Annotated in this window: 20 protein-coding genes; 9 read left to right on the top strand and 11 right to left on the bottom strand. The window is 32.6% G+C overall.

Annotated elements, in window-relative coordinates:
- Position 1 precedes the first annotated feature (1 nt).
- Positions 2-1,210, top strand: a complete 1,209-nt coding sequence (locus tag JJQ60_RS00750; protein WP_201916040.1) for a carboxypeptidase-like regulatory domain-containing protein — start codon at positions 2-4, stop codon at positions 1,208-1,210.
- A gap of 323 nt (positions 1,211-1,533) precedes the next feature.
- Here the strand turns inward: JJQ60_RS00750 and hpf are convergent, their stop codons facing one another.
- Complete coding sequence (gene hpf / locus JJQ60_RS00745) at positions 1,534-1,836, bottom strand: ribosome hibernation-promoting factor, HPF/YfiA family (protein ID WP_201916039.1); 303 nt, start codon at positions 1,834-1,836, stop codon at positions 1,534-1,536.
- Between the two features lie 37 nt (positions 1,837-1,873).
- Complete coding sequence (locus tag JJQ60_RS00740) at positions 1,874-2,260, bottom strand: hypothetical protein (RefSeq protein ID WP_201916038.1); 387 nt, start codon at positions 2,258-2,260, stop codon at positions 1,874-1,876.
- A gap of 109 nt (positions 2,261-2,369) precedes the next feature.
- On the opposite strand from JJQ60_RS00740, the gene JJQ60_RS00735 reads away from it, so the two are divergent.
- The 4 genes from JJQ60_RS00735 (at position 2,370) to JJQ60_RS00720 (ending at position 5,742) form a co-directional block, all read left to right on the top strand.
- Entirely contained in the window at positions 2,370-3,458 is a 1,089-nt protein-coding gene (locus JJQ60_RS00735; protein ID WP_201916037.1) for an efflux RND transporter periplasmic adaptor subunit, read from the top strand.
- On the top strand, positions 3,458-4,720 hold the full coding sequence (locus JJQ60_RS00730) for an ABC transporter permease (RefSeq protein WP_201916036.1): 1,263 nt from the start codon (positions 3,458-3,460) through the stop codon (positions 4,718-4,720). The genes JJQ60_RS00735 and JJQ60_RS00730 overlap by 1 nt, the downstream gene beginning before the upstream one ends.
- An 8-nt stretch (positions 4,721-4,728) precedes the next feature.
- Complete coding sequence (locus JJQ60_RS00725; protein ID WP_201916035.1) at positions 4,729-5,403, top strand: ABC transporter ATP-binding protein; 675 nt, start codon at positions 4,729-4,731, stop codon at positions 5,401-5,403.
- Positions 5,404-5,517: 114 nt separating this feature from the next.
- The gene (locus JJQ60_RS00720; protein ID WP_201916034.1) at positions 5,518-5,742 is read left to right on the top strand and encodes a hypothetical protein; all 225 of its coding nucleotides are present in this window, start codon (positions 5,518-5,520) and stop codon (positions 5,740-5,742) included.
- 61 nt (positions 5,743-5,803) lie between these two features.
- Here JJQ60_RS00720 and JJQ60_RS00715 read toward each other — a convergent pair whose 3' ends face one another.
- The 7 genes from JJQ60_RS00715 to JJQ60_RS00685 all read right to left on the bottom strand — a co-directional run bounded on the left by JJQ60_RS00715 (position 5,804) and on the right by JJQ60_RS00685 (position 12,443).
- The gene (locus JJQ60_RS00715) at positions 5,804-6,742 is read right to left on the bottom strand and encodes a hypothetical protein (RefSeq protein WP_201916033.1); all 939 of its coding nucleotides are present in this window, start codon (positions 6,740-6,742) and stop codon (positions 5,804-5,806) included.
- Positions 6,743-6,753: 11 nt separating this feature from the next.
- On the bottom strand, positions 6,754-7,713 hold the full coding sequence (locus tag JJQ60_RS00710) for a DUF6175 family protein (protein ID WP_201916032.1): 960 nt from the start codon (positions 7,711-7,713) through the stop codon (positions 6,754-6,756).
- An 18-nt stretch (positions 7,714-7,731) separates the two neighbouring features.
- A complete protein-coding gene (locus JJQ60_RS00705) occupies positions 7,732-8,262 on the bottom strand; it encodes a hypothetical protein (RefSeq protein ID WP_201916031.1) in 531 nt (176 codons plus the stop codon).
- A gap of 19 nt (positions 8,263-8,281) precedes the next feature.
- The gene (locus JJQ60_RS00700) at positions 8,282-9,493 is read right to left on the bottom strand and encodes a hypothetical protein (RefSeq protein WP_201916030.1); all 1,212 of its coding nucleotides are present in this window, start codon (positions 9,491-9,493) and stop codon (positions 8,282-8,284) included.
- 422 nt (positions 9,494-9,915) lie between these two features.
- On the bottom strand, positions 9,916-10,893 hold the full coding sequence (locus JJQ60_RS00695; RefSeq protein ID WP_236669000.1) for an MlaD family protein: 978 nt from the start codon (positions 10,891-10,893) through the stop codon (positions 9,916-9,918).
- A gap of 13 nt (positions 10,894-10,906) precedes the next feature.
- Entirely contained in the window at positions 10,907-11,659 is a 753-nt protein-coding gene (locus tag JJQ60_RS00690) for an ABC transporter ATP-binding protein (RefSeq protein WP_201916029.1), read from the bottom strand.
- Between the two features lies 1 nt (position 11,660).
- On the bottom strand, positions 11,661-12,443 hold the full coding sequence (locus JJQ60_RS00685) for an MlaE family ABC transporter permease (protein WP_201916028.1): 783 nt from the start codon (positions 12,441-12,443) through the stop codon (positions 11,661-11,663).
- A 151-nt stretch (positions 12,444-12,594) separates the two neighbouring features.
- On the opposite strand from JJQ60_RS00685, the gene JJQ60_RS00680 reads away from it, so the two are divergent.
- From JJQ60_RS00680 to JJQ60_RS00670, 3 genes are all read left to right on the top strand, one after another.
- Positions 12,595-12,864 (top strand): heavy-metal-associated domain-containing protein, encoded by a 270-nt coding sequence (locus tag JJQ60_RS00680; RefSeq protein ID WP_201916027.1) that lies wholly within the window; start codon positions 12,595-12,597, stop codon positions 12,862-12,864.
- Between the two features lie 8 nt (positions 12,865-12,872).
- The gene (locus JJQ60_RS00675) at positions 12,873-13,058 is read left to right on the top strand and encodes a hypothetical protein (RefSeq protein WP_201916026.1); all 186 of its coding nucleotides are present in this window, start codon (positions 12,873-12,875) and stop codon (positions 13,056-13,058) included.
- Between the two features lie 102 nt (positions 13,059-13,160).
- Positions 13,161-14,057 carry a metallophosphoesterase family protein gene (locus JJQ60_RS00670; protein ID WP_201916025.1) on the top strand — a complete coding sequence of 299 codons (897 nt, stop codon included), beginning with the start codon at positions 13,161-13,163 and terminating at the stop codon, positions 14,055-14,057.
- Between the two features lie 5 nt (positions 14,058-14,062).
- On the opposite strand, the gene JJQ60_RS00665 is transcribed toward JJQ60_RS00670, so the two are convergent.
- Entirely contained in the window at positions 14,063-14,302 is a 240-nt protein-coding gene (locus tag JJQ60_RS00665; RefSeq protein ID WP_201916024.1) for a NifU family protein, read from the bottom strand.
- Between the two features lie 3 nt (positions 14,303-14,305).
- Positions 14,306-15,445: an Mrp/NBP35 family ATP-binding protein gene (locus JJQ60_RS00660; protein ID WP_201916023.1), complete on the bottom strand. Its 1,140-nt coding sequence runs from the start codon at positions 15,443-15,445 to the stop codon at positions 14,306-14,308.
- A gap of 271 nt (positions 15,446-15,716) precedes the next feature.
- Between JJQ60_RS00660 and JJQ60_RS00655 the strand changes: the two genes are divergently transcribed.
- On the top strand, positions 15,717-16,559 hold the full coding sequence (locus JJQ60_RS00655) for a hypothetical protein (protein WP_201916021.1): 843 nt from the start codon (positions 15,717-15,719) through the stop codon (positions 16,557-16,559).
- Positions 16,560-16,564: the final 5 nt, after the last annotated feature.

Below are 16,564 nucleotides of genomic sequence, written 5' to 3'. Positions count from 1 at the left end.
CATGACTATTAGATTTTTTGTTTTTACTATTATTTCATTTTTTTCAAGTATAACTATTGCACAAAATGATGAGCAAACCATTACAGGTAAGATTTTAGATATAACAAATAATGAACCAATTGCATTTGCATCTATATATTTAAAAGGACAATCAATAGGTACCACTTCTAACGAAGAAGGTAAATTTATTTTTCATATTTCTAATTTCAAAGATGCAAATACCATAGTAATATCTAGTCTCGGATATGGTTCTGTGGAGAAAAGAATTGGCGATTTTACAACCAATCAAAATATATTTCTAAGTACTCAAATTAAAAGTCTCGATGAAGTAGTAATTAAGACTACAAAAAAGAAAAAACTAACAGCCAAACAAATTGTTAAAAAGGCGTATCAAGAGATTAACAAAAACTATCCTAATCAACCTTATATTCTTGAAGGGTTTGTTCGAGATCTTCAAAAAGAAGATAGTACTTATGTAGAATATCTTGAGTGCGCGGCTAAGTTTTATAATCAGCCTACAGATATAGAAACCGAAGCAAAAGTAGAATTAGTTGAAATAAGAAATAGATATATCGCACAAAAAAACCCATGGAATGAACAATGGGATAGAAAAAATTCGATTATAGATCTAATCGAAGACGATTTTATTCGATTCGATTACGGTCCTATCAAAGGCAAAAATGGATGGAAATATGAATTGGAAGACATTTTGCTTTACAACAAGAAGTATGTCTATAAAATAAAAGGGACAGATCCTCCTTTTCAAAAAGCAATATTATATATTGATACAGAGTCTTTTGCTTTTGTAAGATTAGAGCTTACACGCAGTGCGCATAATGGAAAATCATGGAAAAGAAGGTTAACAAACGGACAAGAACAAGTATATTATAATGTCATTTTTGAATATCAAGAGTATAATAATAAAATGTATCTAAAATATCAAAAAGAGGAGGATACCTGGAAAATTTATGATGTTAAAAAACCTAACAATTTACTATTTATTAAAAACCCTAAAAAGGAGTTATTTATAAATAAAATAATTGTGGATGATCTTGACAAATATCCTTTTCAACAAAATATGAATATTGGAAATAGTCTTGAAAATCAATCAAACGAATACAATGCAGCATTTTGGTCAAAATATAATGCTCCTCAAAAAACAAAAGAGATAAGCAAAATTGAACAATACTTGAAGAAGGTAGACCATTGACAATAAAGACATAAAAACAGAAACAGGTAAATGAAAATCTACCTGTTTACTTCGAAGAAATTATTTTTATATAGCATCTGCATAATCTTCATACTCCATTTATTTCTAAATAAAGACATTGGATTATCATCCTAAAATATTTTTAACTTCTTCGATTTGGTTTTTGTCACATTGCGATAACAAAAACTTATTTTTAACTAAAAAATACAAAAAATCATTGTTCAACTACCCTGCTAAAATACTCCATAAACACCTCTAAAAATATGACAATTATCAGTTTCTAGGTTTTTTGTAACATTCAGCAAAACTCAATAAAAACAATACTACATGTAGGGTTTCATATCTTGTTTTCTTTTTTTAAGTTGTTTCTCAATATCACTTAAACTTTCTTTAAAAGCCAGTTCAAAATTTTTCTCGTTTGATGTGGCATATATCTTTGGGCCAGGCAGACTTAACTCCAGGTCACAAATCTTTCCTTTTCCTTTTGGGTCGTTTTCTTTTTTGAAAAATACATCAGTTTTGATAATCCAATCATATTTTTTGTAAAACTTATCTAATTTTTCATGCACATAGCCTTCCATAGCCTCACTCGTTGGCATTTGTACAAATTGAATGTTCGTTTTCATATGCAATTATTTATTTAAATTTATAAAGTATTCAATCTTAATAAGGAACCAGTTGATAAGCAGCATTTAATAAATATACTCCAATTAGAAATAAGAGTATATATATGAGCTGCACTAATTTCACATTACTAGCTTCTAGCCATTTTGTGGTTTGAACAGGAAAGGTAAAAAGAGCCAATCCTATACCTAATGCCATCCAACCAATTGCAGTGATTATAAATTTCCAATTTGGTTCCCAAACGTTGTGAAAAAGAATCGTAAGCAATCCAACGATGATTCCTACAAATGAGGTAATGATCAGAAACTTTTGATCCTTTAAGTCATCAAAAATTTGTTTAATCCGAGTGGGATTAAAACTTAGAATAAAGAAAAATATAATCAGGTACCAACCCCAAAACTTTGCTAAAAAAATAGAAATATCCATAGCTCCTGGCTTTCGTTATTTATTCAAAAATAACTGCTCAATTCTATATTAAATATGATAAATATCATTCCAAAAATTCTAGTTTTCGCAGACATTTGAAGAAAAAACAATGGGCGCCTATAAGCAGTTTTTGTTGCTATTTTTTTATATCCTTATAGCATCTTGTACTCCTAATGATCAAAAGATCTTACCGACCAAAACTACCATTACCGAATCGGTATATTCTTCAGTTACTATCCAACCAGACAGTTTATACCATGCCTATGCAGCGGTACATGGTATTTTAGATAAAAATCTAATAGAAGAAGGAGATGTTGTTAAAAAAGAAACGCCTTTGGTACAAATTATCAATAGTAACCCCAAATTAAATACCGAAAATGCCAAGTTATCTCTAGATCTTGCTCAAAAAAATTATAACGGCAGTGCTGCCATCTTAAGTAGTATCCAAGATGAAATTGAGGCCGCAACCTTGAAGTTATCTAATGATTCTATTAATTATTGTCGTCAAAAGAATCTTTGGGAACAACGTATAGGCTCTAAGGTAGAATTTGATACAAAAAAACTTGCTTACGAACTTTCTGAAAGCTCTTTAAACCTCCTAAAAAGTAAATATCAACGTACTAAAGATGAGCTCGAAACCCAACTAAAACAAGCTGAAAATAATTATAAAACTTCGCTTATCACGACAAAAGATTTCACAATTAACAGTAAAATACATGGAAAAGTATATGCCCTCTACAAGAATCCGGGAGAGATTGTCAATACTTTAGAACCTTTGGCCGCTATTGGTAGCGCAAATGTATTTGTGATCGAAATGCTCGTAGATGAAGTGGATATTGTAAAAATAAAAAAGGGACAAACAGCTGTGATCACCCTGGATGCTTATAATAGCAAGGTATTTACAGCTGAAGTAAGTAAAATCTATCCTAAAAAAGATGAACGTAATCAAACCTTTATGGTGGAAGCCTTATTTGACCAAAACCCAGAGGTATTGTATCCAGGGCTATCAGGAGAAGCAAATATTATTATTGATACTAAAAAAGATGTGCTAACGATACCTAAACAGTATGTGATTGATGATACCAAGGTAAAAACTGATGCTGGGATTATTGAAATAAAAATCGGACTGCAAAGTATGGACACTGTCGAAGTATTATCCGGCATCACTACAGAAACATGGATTTATAAACCCAACTAATGGCTAATTGGAACGTTATATTAAACATTGCAAAAACGCATTTGCTAACCAAAATTAAACAAACAGCAACAGCTGCTTTGGGAGTAACCTTTGGAATAGGTGCCTATATAACTCTGGTTTGTTTTATGACGGGCCTCAATGCTATGCTCGATGATTTAATTCTTAATGTAACTCCACACATTCACATCTTTAATGAAATTGAACCTTCAAAAAAACAGCCCGTTGATTTGTACACAAAACTGCAAAATACCTTTAATGTTATTCATTCTATAAAGCCCAAGCAAAGTCAGAAAAGAATTCATAATGCATTACCTATTATGAATTACCTGAACAAAGATCCACAGGTGCGAGGAGCAATTCCACAAATTAAAGAGCAGATATTTTACATTGCAGGTTCTATAGAATTAGGAGGAAGTTTAACTGGGATTGATGTATTAAGAGAAGTTGAGCTTTTTAATTTCAAAGATTATATAATAAAAGGAACACCACAAGCCCTAAACAACAATGATAACGGAATACTATTGGGTGCTGGGGTAGCAGAGAAAATGTCTTTAGACATTGGTGATCGAGTACAGGTAAGTACCATTAAAGGCGATGTTTTTCCTTTAAAAATAGTAGGGATCTATCAGAGCGGTATTGCTGATATAGATAATATACAAAGCTTTGCTAACGTAAAAACTGTTCAACGCATCCTGGGCGAAGCCGAAAATTATATTACTGATATTAATGTAAAGCTGTATGATATAACAAACGCCATTTCTTTATCAAAAAAAATCGAAAAACAATTCAAACTAAAAGCAATTGATATTAAAACGGCTAATGCTCAATTTGAAACCGGTACTACCATTAGAAACCTGATTACATATTCTGTTTCGATTACCTTACTTATTGTTGCAGGTTTTGGTATTTATAATATTCTAAATATGCTTATTTATGAGAAGATGAATGATATAGCCATTCTGAAAGCAACTGGTTTCTCGGGTAAAGATGTGCAACTGATTTTTATGAGCCAAGCTATGATTATTGGTGCTGTAGGTGGAATCTTAGGCTTGTTGATCGGATTAGGATTATCACATTTTATTGATAACCTACCTTTTGAGACTGAAGCGCTTCCAACAATTACTACTTACCCTATTAATCATAACCCAACTTTTTATGTGATAGGCATTACGTTTGCCATGATTTCAACATTTTTAGCTGGTTATTTACCTTCGCGAAAAGCAAAAAAAATCGACCCTGTTAGAATCATCAGAGGTCAATAAACAATACTATGAAAACAGTTCTCGAAGCCAGAAATATTAACAAGTACTTTAAAAAACCGGTACTTTTTCATGTGCTAAAGGATATCAATTTTAAAGTAAATCAAGGAGAATTTGCCTCCATAATGGGAAAATCGGGCTGTGGTAAATCAACGTTGCTATACATACTTTCTACGATGGATACCGATTACGAAGGGCAATTATATCTAAATGATGAATTAGTAACCGGGCAAGAAAGAGAAAAGTTATCTTTTATAAGGAACAAACACATTGGTTTTGTATTTCAGTTTCATTATTTGTTATCCGAATTTTCGGTACTTGAAAATGTAATGCTCCCAGCTAAAAAACTAGCAGAAAAACCTTTACAAGAGATAGAACATAATGCTATAGAGAAATTACGCATGTTAGAAATCGATCATTTAGCAAAAAAAAGAGCTTCAAGAATATCTGGTGGCGAAAAACAACGTGTTGCCATTGCCCGGGCATTAATAAATAATCCCGCAATCATTATGGGAGACGAACCAACCGGAAACCTAGACAGTTATAACTCTGATAATGTTTTTAATATTTTCAAGCAACTTAGTGATCAACAAGGACTATCACTATTAGTAGTAACTCACGATATAGATTTTGCCCATAAAACAGACCGAATTATTGAGATGGGTGATGGCAGGATTATTAGTTAAATACAAACTTCAAGTATTTTCTATCATTTTAATTATCCATATTTTAACTATGATTTACTTCTTTTTTATCGTATCTTCTATAGCATAAATTAGTTAATTCTATAAACCACTGTTATGAACCCTTCTCAAAATCTAATTAATCAGATTAATAGGTTAACCACCAAGATAGAAACTCAGTATCCAGAAATATATCATTTCATTGAAGAACAGCCAATCACAATACCTTCTAACAACCATTGCGATACAAATGATAAAACGCTACTAGATTACTTAGATAGTCTAAGACAATTATTAGAGCATCATTTGGATACGCATCGTAAAAATCCAAAAATAGTATAGCCCTATCAAAAAAGGCTACTCTAAAAAGAGTAGCCTTCATCTATTTGTAAATAGCTATTTTTTAATACCAACCTCTTACATTATATGTAACAGATTTTGGTTGATTTTTTCCGTAAGCTACACCTACATCTCTAGCGGCTTTGATTGCACTTTTCTTAAGATCAAGTACTTTTAGCTTATACTTCCAGTCTCTATCACTTAAATCTTTTACTCTTGCAGCTATTTTTGCATATAAAGATTTAACCTGACCATAACAAGCTCCTTGAGGCTCAACCGAAGATAAAATATCACCAGCTTCATTAGCGGCATTTATATCTTGATTAGCAGCCCAAATAGCAGATGCTTCAGCTAATTTTTGCTTACAATCTCTATCGATACTCTTTTTATAAAGGATACCTATTTTAGATTTCACTTTATTAAAGCATGTACTCGCTTCGGGCACATTTGTCAATAAAATCAAAGCTTCTTCAAACTGGTTCTGAGCTTCTAATGCTGCGGCTTGCTTAAGAATGTTACTACAATTCGTATTATAATATTCTATGATTTTTTCTTTTCCTTTATCAACAAATTCTAAAATTTCAGGATTTTTAGGACTTAATCTTTTTATTGCAGCAATGTATGCTTTGTTTTCATTAGTTCCTACTCCTTTTAATTCTACAGATTGACTTGCAAATAACGTTCCCGATATACCATCTCCTATGTATAATGTTACATTTAGGTTTAATGCTGTCTTAGGTGGCGCGGTAGGAGTAATGTCTTTACTTACTACGCTAATATTTGGTGCCAATACAAATCTAGAATTATACACGTTATTACTAATCCCATTTTTAGTAATTATTTGTGTTAATCGATTAAGTAGCATTTTCTTTGCAGAAGCTGGAATTCCTTCAACTTGTTGTGGAACATATGCCGCTAATGTAATACCATCGTTGCTTTTCTTTTCTTGCGCAACTAATGATGTTACCACAAAAAATAATGCTATATATACTATTTTTTTCATAATTGTATGTTTTATTTTCCTCCTAATATGATAGTTGCTCTACCTAGACCTTTCATAACAAGTTTGTTAGGAATTGAATACGGTTCATTCTTAAGCATTTTGCTTAGCCCTCTAACAAATCTTCGTGCATCTATAGCTCTACCTTTATCATTAAAAAGAGGAATTCTAACTTGCTCAAACAACGCCATATCTTCAGTCATATCAGTAGTATTGAATCTTCCTTTAACAGCATTATCTGCTAACCAATCTTCAATAATAATTCCAAGTTCTTCATCATCATCACCATATTCAGTTTCAAGATCTCCATCCCAATCATCCCATTTCTGGATTCTTACTATAATTTCTCTTCCGTTTTCAAACATATCATCAAAATGAGTTTGTAACGAACCTGTAAAATTATCCATATGTGATAATACTGCCTCTGATAACAGTACCGGCACTTCTGCAGAGAATGATGGCGCTCCCGTTCCTGTAGCTGTTGCTATTTGCTTATCTGTATACGCATCTAATCCCTGTAAGTTAAATGTAATCGACTTTTTTGGTCCAGTTCTGTTCACTGTCCAGGTAAGTTGCATAATGATATCTGCCTTAGCTACTTTTTTAAGTGCATCAATAGGGCTTTCGCTTACTCCACTACCTGTTTCTTTTGAAGAACGCATATTATCTTCTGCAGCATTAGCCTCTAGGGTCTTTATTGCAGATTCCATATTCTTAAGAGGAAAACCTCTTTCGGCCATCATACCGTTTATTTGACTGATCACCTGAAGTACTTCAGCATTTTCTTGAAAAGCTCTTTTATAATCAGGTACTTTTACAGTAGTTCCTTGATTATCAAAATTTAGCATGTATCCATTTTGATTACACCAAACATCACTTGGCACAACCATAAGTGTAGGTTTTTTTGCTTGAGCTAATCCTGTGGTAAGCGTTAGCATAAAAACTCCTATGAGTACTATTATATTTTTTTTCATTACAGTTATCTTTTTATATTAAAATCCAGCGCTTAATGATCTAATGATTCCTTCTGATTCTAATCTCTTTCTTAATTGATCAGTAGCAACATTTACAACTACTCCTATTTTATATTCTCTTTTACTAACTTTTAAGCGATCTCCCGGTGCTATGTTACCATCTGCTGCTGCAGTAACATATTTTCTAAATTCGCCACCATCACTAAAAAATGCTTCAAAGAACTCTGCATGATCATTTTCTGCACCTGGGTTACTTACTAAAGGTTTGAAAGGCGTACATCCATTTCCTCCACCAGCGTATCCTTTAAAAACAATACCATGCACAGCATTTTTCATGGCCTGCCCTATTGCAAACTGAGGTTTCTTAGAATATGACCATACCTTTACTAATTTAGATCCTTGTTTAGCGATACCTTCGCACTCAATATCATATCTCCATTCTTTGGTATCTTGGTTTGCTAATTTCTTTTTTCTTTGTGCATTGGCATTAAAACTAAAACTTACAAGTAATAGCATCACCAAAGTCGTTTTTGCAATGAATTTATTCATAATATAAAGTTTGATTTTTTTAGTTAATTTGTCTGATTAGCATTCCTGAGTAGAAATTTTTACCTCCTTTGAATAAAGTATATTCTTTAACCTCTTCATTAGATTCTCTTTCTTCTCCAGCCATAAAACGATTGTCCCAAATTTGCTTTTTGTCTACTTTGATAACACCTTGTCTCTTATAAACAGTTTTTCCATTCTTGTCAATAGTTTGCTCTAAAACTTCATATTTATCACCACCTTCTAGTCCTTCTTTAAGTCCTATTTTTGCAGATAATGGATCACCACTTATCAATGGTGTCTTAGTTCTAAACACTTCATATTTTCTTTGCAATTTTGCAATTACGGCATCAACAGCTTTTACGGTTGCTATAGCAACTAACTCTTCTTCGCTCTTTTTAGTAAACACAGTACTTTGAAGATCTGCCCATGCAACTTCTGTACCTACTAATTCTAATTTAAATATGTTTGAATCATCAAACGCCTTCTTTTTTGCCTCATCAAAATGAGCATCATCAGTCCAATAGTCATTATAAAATGTAGCCGCTATTTCTTCATTCCATACTAATTTATATAGATGTGATGTAGTTTTGATAACATATCCTTTTCCTGCAACATCAAGGGCTTTACCTGCTAATTTAGATCCAAGTCCTGATTTTCCCATTAGTCCACCTGCTAATGCTAATCCTGCTTTTGCTTTCTGAGCGATTTCTTCTTTACTTATGTATTTAAAATCATTAACAACAACAAATGTATTATTGATCAACTCCTCACCTGCATCAGCTAATAAAGACAAACCTCTTTCACTATTTTTAGCAATTTTCACATCTAATTCTGTAGCATTATACGATCCTCTTTCCGAAATCAGATCCATATTAAAGCCTCCTTGCTCACTTCTGTTAAACCATTTTGCAACGACTGCCTTTGCAACACTATTTTTTGTAAAATATTCGCCAATAGCAACTTTTTGAGCTTCTTTTAGCTCTTCCTTTGACAATGACTCATCATACACTTTTTCTATTGTTCTTCCATCTATATTATGATCATTAAATTTGTCTGGAATCTGAGCATTTGTAAATGCATCTTGAATAACATCGGCAAACTTTCTAGTCTCATCAGTTACCATCAAGGTAAATAATGAACTTCTTCTGTAAACAACGTCGGTAGGTTTTTCTTGACCTTTAGTAGTACATACGGTAATGGTCATTAATAAAAAGAGTAATCCTTTTTTCATAGGTTAAATATTGGGTTAAAATTATTTACTGTAATATTTCTTTGCTATAAAATGAATTACATCTTGATTATGTACCTCATTTTTAGACACAAAGACTGCGAAAATAGGCAAAAAATGTTAAAATATTCTATTGTTAATTAACAATTTTTTTAACGATCAAATGCTGTTTTTTCAGTTTAAGTGTATTTTATGAAGGGGGTTTCTTACTTTATTTCAAATGAAATTATGAAAACAAATAATTATTCAATTGAAAATCAGATATATAGAATAATTATAGGTGAATCGAAATATTACCTTAAATATATTGCGGTTTTTACTTAAAAAGTTCACTCCCCACCATTTGAAAATGCAAAACAGTAGTGAGAATTTTAGAAGCTAATAAAAATGTGATCAATTTATATCAATTTGTATTTATGGAAGATTTATTGCTCTGATTTGTTTTTATTCTTTTTAAAATATCGTCTAAAAAGGAAGTTGTGTTTTAGTGCTTCCATATTTTGATTAAACTTATCAGTACCTTCTTTAATATTATTCAGTGTAGAATCTATATTTTTCACCAAGTCGCGATCATTAATCAAGTAGTTTAGCGTACCTTCTTCGTTCTTAATATCTTTTATAATACTGTTTAAGTTTTTGGTTACTTCATCAATTCCAATACTTGATCGTTCCAGATTATCTATGATGGTTTTCATTTTTTGCCCTGACAAGCTATCGCTTAGTAATACGCCAGCTACATTTTCATTTTGGTGTATTGATTTAATAATCTTATTAAACTCTTTCATTGTTTTTGAAGCTTCAGTACTTGTTTTTCTCAATTCATGGATGGTTAATCTAAGATCTCTAGCCATAACAGAATCATTAATCAACAACCCCAATGCGCCCTTGCCATTAGTAATTTTAGTAGTAATTTTTAATAAATCAGCAGTGAGTAATGCAGCATTTTCATTGGTTACATTTAGAGTAGTCAACATATCATCGGCCCCAATTTTTCTATAGGATTGAATGGTGTCTCCAGAAACTACGGGTGGTGCTTTACTCTCTTTTGGTACAATGTTTACAATCATATTGCCCACTAAACCATCTGAGCTTATTGTCGCAACTGCATCTTTTTTTATATATCTCCCTACGCTTTGTTTTACAATCATCTCTACAATAATTTGTGCATCATCAATCATTTGAATTTTGCTAACGGTTCCGATGTTAATCCCTGAATATCTAACATTATTACCTAGCTCTAGTCCGTTCACATTTTTAAATTTGGTGATGACTTTAATGTTGCTCCCAAAAAGATTTTGTCTATTTCCTATGGAGTATAATGCTGTAATAAGAAGTAAGGTTCCAAACACAACAAAAACCCCAAGTTTTAGTTTTCGTGAAGCTGTTTTTTTTATCGTAACCATATTCTATCGTTTTCTAATGTTTAAAAAATGCCTTTATCTGAGAATCACCTGATTTAGACAATTCTTGATACGTACCTTCTGCATAGTTAATACCGTCAACTAATAAAATAATTCTATTAGAGATAACCCTTGCACAATCCACATCATGAGTAATAATTAAAGATGATGTTCCATACTTTTTTTGTATGCTTCGCATAAGCTGTATGATTTCTTTGGCCGTTATTGGATCCAACCCTGTGGTAGGTTCGTCATATAAAATTATTTTAGGCTTTAAAATAAGAGCCCTAGCTAATGCAACTCTGCGTTGCATTCCTCCAGACAACTCTGCAGGCATTAAATCAATGGCATCTTCCAATCCCACGTTTTCAAGTGCTTCTATGACTAATGCTTCTGTATCCTCTATCATATTTAACCTGTCTTTATGTCTTCGTAGAGGAAACTCTAAATTCTCGCGAACCGTCATAGAATCATATAAAGCACTTCCTTGAAATAAAAACCCTATTTCAGTACGTAAAAGATCTAACTCAATTTGTCCTAACGCAGTAATATCTTTACCTCTTATTCTTATACTTCCACTATCTGCTTGTAACAACCCCACTAAACATTTAATCATTACTGATTTTCCAGAGCCGGATTTACCCATTACGACTAAATTTTCTCCTTCAAACAATTGCAAATTAAAACCATTAAGTACATGATTATCTCCAAAACTTTTCTGAAGATTTTTAATTTCTAATACCGGTTCTATTTCTTTTTTAGTTTCCATTTCAAATCTCAAAAAAAATATCAGCCAGAAATACGGCTATAAAATCAATTACAAATAATAACATTGAGGTATACACTACTGCAGAATTTGATGCCTCTCCAACTCCAGCAGTACCTTTTTTGCAATTATATCCTTTATAACACCCTACTAATCCAATGGCAAACCCAAAGAAAAATGACTTAACCGTGGCAGGTATAACGTCACTAAACTCGATCGCATCAAAAACTTGATTAAAATATAATTGAAATGATACGGCTCCTTTTAAATTTTCTACAATGGCAGAACCTAGTAATGCAATTGCATCGCCGAAGATTATCAAAATTGGTAGCATTAACGTAGTAGCCATAATGCGTGTAATCACTAAGTATTTAAAGGGGTTTGTTCCAGATACTTCCATAGCATCAATTTGCTCTGTTACTCGCATGGATCCCAATTCTGCTCCAATTCCAGAACCTATGCGACCCGCACAAATCAATGCCGTGATTACCGGACCAATTTCTCTTACAATAGAGATCCCAACCATTGAAGGCATCCACGATTCTGCTCCAAATTCCATAAGCGTGGGTCTGGATTGAAGCGTAAATACTAATCCTAAAATAAACCCAGTAACTCCCACCAAAAGCAAAGAACGGTTACCCATGTGATAGCACTGTTTCAACAATTCTTGAAATTCGAAAGGCCTCACAAATACTTCTTTGAAAAATTTTCCGGCAAAAAATGACAAATCCCTAACCTCTATAAAGAAAGCCTTAGTTCTTTTCACTATGTTAAGTGATTGAGTCATGAAAAACGTCTACTTCTATAATTACTCAAATATAGAAGTAGCCAGGCCTATTAAAAATGACATAAATCAGATACTTCGTCTTCTTATACTGATATATATCATAGTTAGATCGCTGATCTTAAAATAATTTTAGCTGTTAAAATCATACACTGTGAAAACAACAATAGCAATACAAAACTTAAAATGTAGTGGTTGTGAAAATATGATAATCAACAAATTAAGCACTATAAAGGGAATAAAAGATATATCGATAAATATTGAAAACCATATGGTTTCGTATAGTTATGAAACTCCAAATGTAACCGAAACTGTACAAAAAGAGCTTTCAAAACTAGGATACCCCATTCAAGGAGATAAAAATGGCGCCAATAAAAAGGTCAAATCGTATATAAGCTGTGCTATCGGCAGATTAATCAAATAAAAGTCATTATGAAAGAGACCGCAAAAAAAAGGGCTTCCTCAAATACTATCTATGGATTAGGGTTTATAGGGACTGTAATTTATTTTATCAGTCATGCTACTAGTTTTTGGATCGGAGCTCTAGGAGTCTTAAAAGCAATTGTCTGGCCTGCAATATTGGTATATGAAGTCTTAAATTACATTAGTACATCTTGATTATTATTCAAAGTTGAACCCATTTGAAGGGTGTTTTTTTTAAAAGAGATACGTACATAAAAAAGTTAATGGAATATTTTATATTTACTGAAAACTTAGTGTATGTCTTCTCAATCCCGACTGGATCGTGCTTATAAAAATGCCAAAGTAATTCCGTTTGATAATGATTCTAAGTTTATACTTTTTAGTGACTGCCATCGTGGAGATAATAGTTTTGCTGATGATTTTGCAAATAATAGAAATATTTACTTTCACGCTTTAAATCATTATTATACTAAAGGGTTTACTTATTGCGAATTAGGTGATGGAGATGAGCTATGGGAAAATTTAAATTTCAATATGATCCTTAGGGCTCATAAAAATATCTATGAGCTACTTCAGTTATTTTATAATGAAAATCGATTAGAAATGATCTGGGGTAATCATGATATGGTATACAGAAACCCAAAATATGTAAAGAAACACCTTAGTCATTATCTGGATCATAAAACAGGAAAAAAAATCTCTCTTTTTCCGGGCATAAAATATGAAGAAGCCATTATCCTAAAGCATAAGACTACAACTCAAGAAATCTTCCTTCTACATGGCCATCAGGCAGATTTTATGAATTATACGGGTTGGAGGATTCACCGATTTTTGGTTCGTGTATTATGGAAACCTTTACAGGTTATAGGTATATCAGATCCGACAAGTCCTGCACAAAATTTTAAAGAAACCATTCGAATAGAACGCAGGATTAAAAAATGGATTGCCAATAATAAAAACCTTTGCACTATAATTGGTCATACGCATCGCCCCAGGTTTCCTGAAATTGGAGAATTAAATCTTTTTAATGATGGTAGTTGTGTGCATCCCAGATGTATTACAGGAATTGAGATAGAAGGTGGTAATATTACTCTTATCAAATGGCAAATATCAACCACAAATGATGGTGTTTTAAAAATTATAAGAACACCACTTGAAGGCCCTAAGCCATTAAATCAATTTATAACTGATTAATATTTCTAAGCAATATTTAATACTTCTTCAATCTGGGGAGCATATTTTTTTATTGTCATTTCGACTCCAGATTTTAATGTCATTTGATTTACACTGCACCCCACACATGCCCCTTCTAATTGAACCTTGACTCTTTTATCATCTTCAATAGAAATCAAAGAAATATTACCTCCATCACTTTCTAAAAAAGGTCTAATCTCATCAAGAGCCTTTTCTACATTCTTTCTTAATTCTTCAGAAGTCATACTCTATTTTTTTACAGCAGAACATCCTGCCATTGTCGTTATTTTAATTGCCTCGGTAGGTGGTAAACTTTCATTTCGATTTACTACTTCCTGCACTATATTTCTAGTTAATTCTTCGAATGCTTTTTCTATAGGAGTTGCAGTTTGTAAGGCTGCAGGTCTTCCTATATCACCAGCTTCTCGAATACTTTGTACCAATGGAATTTCTCCTAAAAATGGAACTCCTATATCTTCTGCAAGATATTTAGCCCCTTCTTTCCCAAAGATATAATATTTATTGTTAGGAAGTTCCTCTGGAGTAAAATACGCCATATTTTCTACAATCCCCAAAACAGGAACATTAATACTATCTTGCTGAAACATGGCTACCCCTTTTTTGGCATCTGCGAGGGCCACATTTTGCGGGGTACTAACAACAACGGCTCCGGTAATTGGAAGTGATTGCATGATCGATAAATGTATATCTCCTGTTCCTGGTGGTAAATCAATTAACATAAAATCGAGCTCTCCCCAAGCTGCATCAAAAATCATTTGGTTTAAAGCTTTTGCCGCCATTGGACCTCTCCAAACAACAGCTTGATTAGGTTGTGTAAAAAACCCAATTGATAATATCTTTACTCCATAATTCTCTATAGGTTTCATTTTTGACTTATCACCCACTTTAACCGAAAGTGGTCGTTCTCTCTCAACATCAAACATTATTGGTGCAGAAGGACCATAAATATCAGCATCCAGCAATCCAACTTTGAAACCCATTTTTGCTAAAGAAACGGCAAGGTTAGATGTAACCGTAGATTTTCCTACTCCTCCTTTACCCGATGCAACCGCAATAATATTTGTAATCCCAGGTATTGGTTTTCCTTTAATTGAGTTTTTTAAATCAGGCTTTTCAGCTGCTTCAACCTTAATATTGACCTTTACTTTTGCTTTCTCATATACTTTTTCATGAATAGCTTTCAGCACATCTACCTCTGCACGTTTACGAATATGTAATGCTGGAGTAGAAAGCACTAAATCTACAACAACCTCATCTCCAAAAGTAATTACATTTTTTACGGCTCCACTTTCTACCATATTCTTTCCTTCTCCGGCTACTGTAATGGATTCTAATGCTTTTAGTATATCAGATTTTTCTAACTTCATGCGTATTTTTCTTTTTCTTAAAAACAAATCTATCTAGATTCATTCTAAACGCAAAGATAGGTTGAAAAGTTAAGATTATAAAGCTCAAGAATCGAAATGATTTATAATAGTATCGCTATTTATGATACCCTCTTTTTTTGAAAACGGTATGATTTGTGATCGCTAAAATATTTGAGTTTTATTTGTTTTTTAACTAATCAGATAAATTCACTATCAATAACCATAAGTAGTCATTAACTAATTGTTATAGCTCATTTCAAAGCAAATCTCTATGTACCGAATAGCGTTAATCATATTTCTAGTGTTCAGCACTCCCACTATAAATTATAGTCAAGGTAAGCTTGAAAAAGCTGAAGAAAGCTTGTCTAAAAAAGAGCATCAACGCTCTGGGAACAGATCGAGATCCAGGTCTACAAATTCTAATGATTCTGAAGATTATCAAGATAATTTTCTTGTTGAAGAATTGGGGTTTCTTTTGGTCGAAGCTTGCCTGTACTCAACATATTACATAGCCATAGAAAGCCCTATGGAAAAAGAATTCAGAGGGAGCACAGCGGCTATTACCAAATACCCTTATCTAAACGCTAATAAAGGTAACTACGCTTATGAACGAGGAGAAGATACTGGATTGTTTCGGACTTCTTTTTCTAATCGATTTATTATCGAAAACCCTAAAATTACTGGAAATCATTTTAACCTTGACATTCGATTTCTAAGACGAATGGGATTTGAGGCAGATTATCTTCAATTATGGGAAGAGAACACTAATTTTGGAAACAATTCTTTAGCTATATTTACTTTCATGGCAAAATACCATCGAATTCGTACAGAAAAGTTTAATGCCTGGTGGGGATTGGGCACTACCTATATTGCTAGAGAAGTTGAAGAATTAGGATTTGCATATGGACTGGGAGCAGAGTTTTTCTTTACAAAACCTTTCAGTCTGGAAACTAATTTTAACCAAACTTTTATTAATAAAGAAACTGTAAACAAGTTTAATATACTTTTAAACTACCATGTAAACCGCTATAAAATCTCTGGTGGTTACGAGCATCTCAAAATTGGTCACCCCAATTTTTCAACATTTTCTGTAGGTTTAGGAATATCTTTTTAAGTCTT

This window comes from Aquimarina mytili (genome assembly GCF_016735115.1).
Classification (GTDB): Bacteria; Bacteroidota; Bacteroidia; order Flavobacteriales; family Flavobacteriaceae; genus Aquimarina; species Aquimarina mytili.
The sequence above is the reverse complement of the archived record's forward strand: the minus strand, read 5'-3'. Positions and strand labels throughout refer to the sequence as shown.